An 8,896-nucleotide genomic window follows, 5' to 3' on the forward strand; every position below is an offset into this window, starting at 1 on the left:
ACCAAATTCATCTTTTCTTCTAAAATATGATGATGCTTGGGTACTAATTATATTATTAACATCTTCATTAGACTTCTTGCATAACCTAGTTATTTTAANATTCCTATAATTTCTATTTTAAATATATTTTATAGGAATTTTAAAATAACTAGGTTATGCAAGAAGTCTAATAAANAAAAATAANNAAAANAACTNTTGATTTTTCAATTAAAGAAATTATGCAAAAATTATAACAGTATGACCTTTTACCACAAGAAATTACTATAAATAAAGATGATAGTATAACTTTTAATAAAGAAATGATTGTAAATAATTTATTAAGTGGTTTTGATGCTAAATTAATAGTAAACGAAATTTCAAATGATAATAATGCTGTTAGCGATAATACAAGTCCTGTTGGAAGTAAAAAATCAAATAATGAAAATCAAAGATATGATGTTCGTGCCGATGGTAGTTGTTTGTTTTGATCTGTAGCAACAGTTTATTTATTACCATCTAGAAATAATAATGAAGAATTTAGAACGCGATTTATTCAATTATTTGGTAAAGAAAATATAAAAAATTGAAAATCTATTCAAAAATTACTACAACAGTTTGATTTAACAAATCATATTTCTAGACAAGATTAATATCAAAATCAAATAGCAAATAATTTAGTAACAAGCGTGTTTCGTAATCGTGTTGTTGATTATATACAGTCAAACTTAAACATGATTACAAATCGTGGAAGCGAATTAACATTTAGAAATGTTATTGAAGAAAATAATGAAATTGCTTCTGATTATTTAGAACGCATGAGACAATCATCATCATGAGGTGGTACACCAGAGATATTAGCAATGAGTAATATGTTAAATGCTAATATTAGTGTAAATAATCATGCCCCATATCAACCAGTTAATCAAAATTCAACCAATACAATAAATATATTCCATGTTAATGGAAATCATTATAATTTTGGTTTAGAAAATCAAACACCACTGACAGATACAGAATATAAAAAAAATACTGGTGGTGGTTGTTTAACTGAAGAAGATAATGATATTGAAAATAATAGTTTATTTTTAAATTTTCCACAATTAAAAAATAATGAATATCATTTTATTGATCAAAAAACAGAACAAAATAGTTTAAAAAATGATGAAAATTTAAATATTTATTTAATTAAAAATGAAAATAAGGTTATAAATAAATATAATTCTCTTTCAAAAGAACAAAAACAACAAAAATTAAATGAAATAAATCAACATTTTCAAACATTATCTGAAAATAATAAAAAAGATTTTATTGATAAATTAAAAACAATTGGTACATCAGCAATTGGCGCTGGAATTAGTGGTGTTGGAACAAAAATGATTGTTGGTGGTTCAACAAACACTACTATTGGAACAGAAGCAACGGGAGAAGCTATTGAAATGACGCCACTATTATCAGAAAGTTTAACAGCAGCTGAAACTTTATCAGTAGCTGAAGGAACCGCAGTTGTTGCTTCAGAAAGAGCAGTTATTGGTACTGAAGCTGGTGCTGCCGCGGCTTTAGCTCCTGAAACTTTAGGTTTATCACTAGTGATTAGGGACTTAGTGATTGCCGGCACAGCACTAATTTGATGATTAAATCAGGATAATGTACAACCAGTTAAANATNAANCACAAAAACAACATAATAGACTAGTTTCAAAAATGAGAATTATTATTGAAAATATTTTTGCTATTCTTAAAAAATTTAAAATTATTACAGAAAAATATCGTAATCATAGAAAACGATTTAGTTTAAGATTTAATTTAATTGCTTCAATTTATAATTTGCAATTATTATTATAGATAGCATAGAAGATGTATTTAAAATTAAATAATTTAAATAAAAAAGTCATTTTTCGTTGTAGGAAAATATTAAATTTTTAAATAAAAGACATAATTAATTAAAATTATAATTTGCTATTAGTATCTTTTTAAAAATATTTACAATTATTTTAATAGGTTATGCAAGAAGTCTANTNAATANTGNNANNTGAATTGCATTAAAAACTAAAAACCCGACCACTGAAGTCAATGCTGCTACTCCAGCATCCTTCGTATAGGCCATTGCAACAGAAATACAAAATAATACTGGCAAATTACCAAAGGCAATATCTCCCATTTTATTTAAAAAATTTCCAAAGTATCAAGCTGCTGAAGCAGGATCAACTTTTGATGAAATAGTCGCACCAACTCCTAAGAAGATTCCAGCAATTGGTAAAAACGCAATTGGTAACAGAAATGCTTTACTTAATTTACTTAAAGTTCCCATTGTCCTTTGATTTGATTGTTTTCATTAAGGCTTTGACATAAAAGGTTTAAGCTTGGCTTTCTCACTCATTTTTGATTTCTCCTTTTAAAATAATAAATTAATATTTCCTAAATAATTATAGAATTTAACTAACTTAAAGTTAGGTTAATTACTACAAAGTAAAGTTCTTTTATTTTTTTTAAAATAATGATAATTTTATAAAACCAATAAAAAAAGAGTGGAAATACTAATAACATAACAAAAAAAGTACTATATAACGCAATATTACGTTTAATATAATTTCATAAATCTAAATTTTTATTATTTTTAGCATAATAATCTCCGCTATTAGCTAATCGTTTCTTTTGGAAAATTCAAATAATTAACAATATTGTCCCCACAATAATTCCAAAAATTAAAATTGATAAATAGGTAATATGTTGTGGCGATAAACTTAACATCATTGTCTTTTTTTACTCTTTCTATTAAAATAACTGCCTTACATTTGGATTTTTATATAAATTTTCATTATTTTATAGTTATATTATAGAATAATTTTGTTAAAAATATGCATAATTTGCATTTTTTATTAAATTAACAAATTATTTTCCACTTTATTATTCGCATAATATGTTGTAAAATAAAATTAGTTAATATTATGAAAATAATTTTCATGGTGAGGTTGATGAAAGGAGTTTCTATGTTGTCTCTGTTAACATATGATAAAAATACTTTGACTGATACTGAACTATCAGTTATTGAACAAATTATTCAAAATCCTGTGCTATTTACTAGTAAAACAATAACTGAATTAGCAAAAGCTTACTATGTTAGTGAATCAACTATTACCCGAATGGCAAAACACTTAGGATTTAAAAATATTAAAGAATTACAAATACATATTTATGAACGATTAAATTTTCTAAACAAAAATTACGAAACTAATGAAACCATGAATTTAAAAGATATAGCTAACAATATGCGTGTCTATTATTCTTATAGTATCCATGAAACAATTGACAATATTGATTTAGAACTCTTAGACCGCCTAATTAATGATATTGTTATTAAAAAGCGAATTTTCGCCTTTGGCATTGGTGCATCTTTTCTTGCTTGCCGGGTGTTACATAGTAACCTTAATATGATTGGTTATAACTGTTATACAACAGAAAACATTCATTCGTTAATGGTTACTCTTTCAAATGCCGAACCCGATGATTTAATTATTATTTTTAGTAAATTAGGAAAGACAAATGAAGTTGTTAATATTATTAATTTAGCAAATAAGCTGAACATTGATGTGGCTTTAGTTACTAATAATCCGAACATTGATCAATTATATAAAATTAAACATAAAATTTTATTTGAAGTTCATACAAAAGAAAATGAGCGTTTTCCAGCATTATCTTCTAAAATTGTTCAAATTTTAATATCTGATATCATTTTTCGAAGTTTATTAAAAATTCATCCAAATTTGGAAAATAAGATTAACGCAATTAACGAAGACTACAATCAAAGTGCTAATAAAAATAAAGACTCTTAATTAAAAGAGTCTTTATTTTGTTCATTTTCAAATATCTCTTTTGTATAGTTAAAGACACTACTATACTTTTGAAGAATATCAGTTACTGCTAAATCAGCTTTAATTTTTCCTGCTGATAAATAAATAACCCGCTCACAAAAACGTTCAATTTCTTCCATATTGTGTGATACGAGCAACATTGCTCGTTGATTAATAATAATATTTTGTTCTAAAAATTGAAAAATAGTTTCTTTAACTGCAATATCTAAGCCAGTTGAAACTTCATCCAAAATTACTAATTGTGGCTGATGAATAACTGACAATAAAATGTTTAATCGCTGTTGCTGACCTCCTGATAATTTAACAATCTTTTTTTAGCAACTTCTGTTAACTGATAAATGCTAATTAATTGTTTAATTTCATCCTGCTGGAAAGATAACTGAAATACTTTACAATAATATTTAATCATATCCATTATTGTTAACCCATGTGGATATTGGGAATTTTGAAACTGCATTCCAATGGTTAAATTTGGTTGATAAATAATTTCACCATTATTAGGCTTTCGCACACCAGCAATAATCTCGCTTAATGTTGTTTTACCACTTCCATTAGCACCAATTAAACCAATTTTTTCATGTTGATGGATTATTAAATTAACATCTTTTAAAACAAATTTTTGATGGTATTTTTTGCTAATAGCTTTGGCTTCTAAGATAATTGCCATAAAATCCTCCTATTTTAAAGTAAATTCTTCCTTATTTTACCATTAAGGAAAAGATTTTCATTTTAACTTTATCGTAAATAAAGCGTAATTTGCCAAACTATACCATTTTCAAGAAAAAAGATTCCATTTTATACTCTCCAAAGAAGTATTATAATTGATCTTAGGAAAGTAAAATTCTCAATTCCATCAATTTTTGGTATCATAAATATTCATTAACAATAAAAAGATATATTTTGGGCATAAACTATAATTGTAACGGCAATGAACAATATGACATAAAATAAAAAAATGATATTATTAAATATCATTTTTTTATCTAAAAGTACTAATTTTGATTTGTTGCTTTAAACTTTCCACTAACAATTTATCAGCAATCCCTTGACTAAATGCTGTAGCTGATCCAGCACAAATACCAGTTAACATTGCTTCTTGATAATCATCTGTTGCTAAATATGTTCCAACAAATCCAGCAACCATTGAATCACCAGCGCCAACTGAATTAATTAATTGTCCTGTTGCAGTATTACCAACATAAACATTTGTTGGAGTAATTAAGATGCTCCCATCCTTACCACTACTAATTAAAACATTCTGTGCCCCTTGTTCTTGCAATCTTTTTCCTAAAGCAACAATTTCTGCTTTTTGAGTAAATTGGTAATTTGTTTCAAATAGTTCATTTAATTCCGCTAAATTTGGTTTAATTAAGAATGGTTTAGATGATAAAGTTGATAATAAAACATTCTCTGTTGCATCAACAACAAATAAGATTTCATTTTCATCACAGTAAGTACTAATTGTTTGATGTAAATCAGATGGACAATTGCGTGGTAATGAACCAGAAATAATTAAACAATCATTTTTGGTTAATTCTGTTTTAAGAATTGTTAACAGTGCCATAACATCATCAGCACTAACAGAAAAAGCAAGACCATTTAATTCTGTTTCTTGTTTTATTTCTAAACTTTTAATTTTTATATTAGTTCGGTTTTTACCATTAACTTCATGAAAACAAGCACCAACCTTTTGCTCTATCAAATAATGTTCAAACATTTCCTTATTATCACGCCCCAAAAAGCCTAATGCTGTAGTTGAATATCCTAAATGTTGCAACATTACAGCAACATTAATTCCTTTGCCACCAATTACTTCATACTCACTAATCGCTTTATTAGTTTCTCCTACCTGGAAATTAGGAACTTCAATAACTTGGTCAATTGCGGGATTTAATGTTAATGTATAAATCATTTTTTCGTACTCCTTCCCTTTTTATTTTAGTATTATAAAAACCCAATGAGTTGGGTTTTTACTTTTTAAATTAAATTGCTAAAATAATTTTATTGTTTTTAACATTATGCATTCTTCAAAATCCAAGAATCAAGGCACTAATAAAGCTTCCAATAATTAGTGCAATAACTGAAATTAAGACTGCTACTCCAATTGAAGCACCATGATTAGCAATACTAAATCAATTTTTACCATTATCTTGAATTTGCAATAGCGGAAAGACAAAAACCCCCCCGTGCGGTGCTGCTAAGGTTACACCAAAACCACTAACAATTGCACCAGTAATAGCACTTCCAGCCATAATTGATGGAATTGTTCGTTTTGGGTCAGCAGCAGCAAATGGAATTGCCCCTTCGGTAATAAAACATGCGGCTAAGAAATAGTTAGTATTTCCTTGCTCAACATCTTTTTTTGTTCAATATTTTTTAAACATTCTTGTACATAGGGCTAATGCTAATGGTGGTACCATTCCTGTTAACATTGCACAAGCCATAAAGACTGTTCCCCCATTCGTTGAGCGAATTCCTTCATAAGCTGTTTGTGTAGCATCAATTGTTAAGGTTCCAAAGACATAGGCAGCTTTATTAATTGGTCCACCCATATCAACAGCCATCATTAAACCAATAATAATTCCAATTAAAGCATTTAAATTATAATCAGCAATTGCTTTTAAACCTAAACTTAAACCGTAGTTTAAATATCCTAGTGGGATATTTAAACCAAACATTAAGACTCCTGCTGCTAAAGCTGTTAGAACAGGGATTAATACAATATCACGAACTCCTCGTAGTGATGGGTGGAACCGAGCAAATCCTTTTTGGCATCCATATACAGCAAAGGCAACAAGATAACCACCAATTAAGGCTCCAAAAAATCCTGAGTTAAAGTTTGAAATTGAATCAGGGAATAATCGCCCTCATGTATTTGCTCATCCCGTTTTATTTTCTGCATCATATAACATTCCATGAGCATTAGCAATTAATCCTGCTGTCATACCGGGTAATAATCCTTGTGGTCCCACAATCGAGTAACATACATAAGCACCTAAAATTGGAACGATAATACCAAAAATTACTTTTCCTAATCCTGAAAATCATGCAGCAACATCACGAGTTACCCCAAAATCTTTTCCTGTTTTACCTGAATCTAATAAGAAACCAATTCCTAAAATAATTCCTCCAGCAACCACAAATGGTAACATTCGTGAAACTCCTCCTAAGAGATTTTTTGTTACATCTTTAAAGTTTTTTAAACTTAATTCACCAACTTCATCGTTACCACCTTTGCCACCTTTGCCAATTGTTAAACGTTTACCATTCAAAGCATCTTGAATAACATTAGAGCCATGGTAAATAACATCTTTTGTACTTGTTTCTAAATATGAAACACCCTTAAAACGATCCATTCCCGTAATTTTTTTATCAATCCCAAGAATAATTGCTTTTGCATTAGCAATGTCGGTTGCTGTTAAGACATTTTCATTACCGCTACGCCCTTGCGTTTCAACTTTAATTGTTAAGCCCATTGCCTTTGCTGCTTCTTCCATTTTTTCTTTTGCCATATAAGTATGGGCAATTCCAGTTGGGCAAGCTGTAATACCAATAACATCATAGTGACCATCGGTTTTTATTTTATCGTGGTCAGTAACTGGTTCAATAAATGTTTTAAGAATATCAGCAAAAGTTTTTGCCACACGAATTTGGGCTACAACTTCACTTTTTCCTAAAAAACCAGCTAATTTTGCTAGTGCTTGTAAATGTTGCTCTCCTCCTTGTTCTGGCGTAGTAATCATAAAAATGATATCAACTGGTTTGTTATCTAAACTTTGTCAATCAACTGCCTTTTCTAATGTCATAATTGCAATTGATGGTTTGGTAACACTACTGCTTGAACAGTGGGGAATTGCTAAACCATCACCAACCCCCGTTGGACCTTCTGTTTCACGTTTTTCTAAAGCTTTAATTAGCTTTGCTGAATCAGTAACTGTTTCATTGTTAACTAATGCTGTTGCTAATGTTGCAAAGACTTCAGCTTTATCTGTCGCAGAAGTTTTTAAAAAGGTTGTTGCTTCAGTAAAATAATCAATTATTTTCATATTTTTTTATCCTTTGATCCTTTCTATGAACTTGTAATAATTTCAACTTCCGAACGAGAAGCGAATTTTACTAATGATTTAATGTTAAATTTTGATGAATCAACAAGAATATAACTTTTTGTTGCTCGTTTAATAACCTCTGCTTTAATCATTGCTTCATCTGGGTCGGTCGTATATAAATCCTGACCATTAATCCCATTCACACCTAAAAAAGCACAATCAATTTGATATTTTTGTAAAGTCGTAATGGCTTCTCAACCAATTAATGCTCCTGTTTGGTGTTTATATTTTCCTCCCAAGACATAAACATTATTAAATCCTCCTAAAGCTAATAGTTCTACATGGAAGATTGAATTAGTAATAATTACTAAATCATCTGCTGGTTGTAATAACTTAATTAATGCTAAGGTTGATGAACCAGCATCCAAATAAAGGCACATTTTTGGTTTAATTTTTTTAACCGCATGGCGTGCAATTAAATATTTTTCTTCCGCATGCTGTTGGATTTTTTCATTTAATTGTTCTTCTATCCGAACCTCATAACTCTTTTGTAATTTAACACCACCATGCAATCGTTTTAATAACCCTTGTTGCTCCATTTCCGTTAAATCACGGCGTAATGTTGTTGGTGATAACTGCAATTGTTTAATTAAGTCGTTAACTAATACTAATTGTTGTTCATCTAAACAAGCTAAAATTTTTTCTCATCGCAATTTTTTTAACATTTTCTCACCAATTATAATTATATCTTATTTTTAACCAAAAACAACCAAAAAAAATGTTGTGAATGTGAAAACCATATACATTTTAGACCACTGATTTAGTCTTTAAATTAGAATGGAGATTAAAATGAAAAAGTATATGGTAACAAGCATTCTAACTGAAAATGAATTATATTCATTACAACGAAAAATAAAAAAATGATATTTACAACAAAAACTTACAAAAGAAATAAATTATATTTATCAAAATGTCATTAATTATTTTAATTTATGTCAGAAAT

Annotated in this window: 7 protein-coding genes and 3 pseudogenes; 3 read left to right on the plus strand and 7 right to left on the minus strand. The window is 28.4% G+C overall.

What is annotated here, in order from left to right; all coding sequences use genetic code 4:
• Positions 1–299 precede the first annotated feature (299 nt).
• Positions 300–629: a hypothetical protein gene (locus BST80_RS02655; RefSeq protein WP_415745849.1), complete on the plus strand. Its 330-nt coding sequence runs from the start codon at positions 300–302 to the stop codon at positions 627–629.
• Positions 630–1,715: 1,086 nt separating this feature from the next.
• Positions 1,716–1,820, plus strand: a pseudogene (locus tag BST80_RS02660) (IS5/IS1182 family transposase); the annotation flags it as partial.
• A gap of 190 nt (positions 1,821–2,010) precedes the next feature.
• Here BST80_RS02660 and BST80_RS02665 read toward each other — a convergent pair.
• Positions 2,011–2,286: pseudogene (locus tag BST80_RS02665) on the minus strand (PTS transporter subunit EIIC); the annotation flags it as partial.
• Between the two features lie 128 nt (positions 2,287–2,414).
• Positions 2,415–2,729: a hypothetical protein gene (locus BST80_RS02670; protein WP_415745850.1), complete on the minus strand. Its 315-nt coding sequence runs from the start codon at positions 2,727–2,729 to the stop codon at positions 2,415–2,417.
• A gap of 221 nt (positions 2,730–2,950) precedes the next feature.
• Between BST80_RS02670 and BST80_RS02675 the strand changes: the two genes are divergently transcribed.
• Entirely contained in the window at positions 2,951–3,808 is an 858-nt protein-coding gene (locus tag BST80_RS02675; protein WP_415745851.1) for a MurR/RpiR family transcriptional regulator, read from the plus strand.
• Here BST80_RS02675 and BST80_RS02680 read toward each other — a convergent pair.
• The 5 genes and pseudogenes from BST80_RS02680 to BST80_RS02700 form a co-directional block, all read right to left on the minus strand.
• Entirely contained in the window at positions 3,805–4,110 is a 306-nt protein-coding gene (locus tag BST80_RS02680; RefSeq protein ID WP_415745855.1) for a hypothetical protein, read from the minus strand. The two genes, BST80_RS02675 and BST80_RS02680, sit on opposite strands and share 4 nt — an antisense overlap.
• A 15-nt stretch (positions 4,111–4,125) precedes the next feature.
• Positions 4,126–4,514, minus strand: a pseudogene (locus tag BST80_RS02685) (ATP-binding cassette domain-containing protein); the annotation flags it as partial.
• A gap of 312 nt (positions 4,515–4,826) precedes the next feature.
• A complete protein-coding gene (gene pfkB / locus BST80_RS02690) occupies positions 4,827–5,759 on the minus strand; it encodes a 1-phosphofructokinase (RefSeq protein ID WP_415745852.1) in 933 nt (310 codons plus the stop codon).
• A gap of 70 nt (positions 5,760–5,829) precedes the next feature.
• A complete protein-coding gene (locus tag BST80_RS02695) occupies positions 5,830–7,893 on the minus strand; it encodes a fructose-specific PTS transporter subunit EIIC (protein ID WP_415745853.1) in 2,064 nt (687 codons plus the stop codon).
• Positions 7,894–7,916: 23 nt separating this feature from the next.
• Positions 7,917–8,618, minus strand: coding sequence for a DeoR/GlpR family DNA-binding transcription regulator (locus BST80_RS02700; RefSeq protein ID WP_415745854.1), 702 nt, complete (start codon positions 8,616–8,618; stop codon positions 7,917–7,919).
• Positions 8,619–8,896 lie beyond the last annotated feature (278 nt).

The organism is Spiroplasma sp. Moj, assembly GCF_016082285.1.
Classification (GTDB): domain Bacteria; phylum Bacillota_I; class Bacilli_A; order Mycoplasmatales; family Mycoplasmataceae; genus Spiroplasma; species Spiroplasma phoeniceum.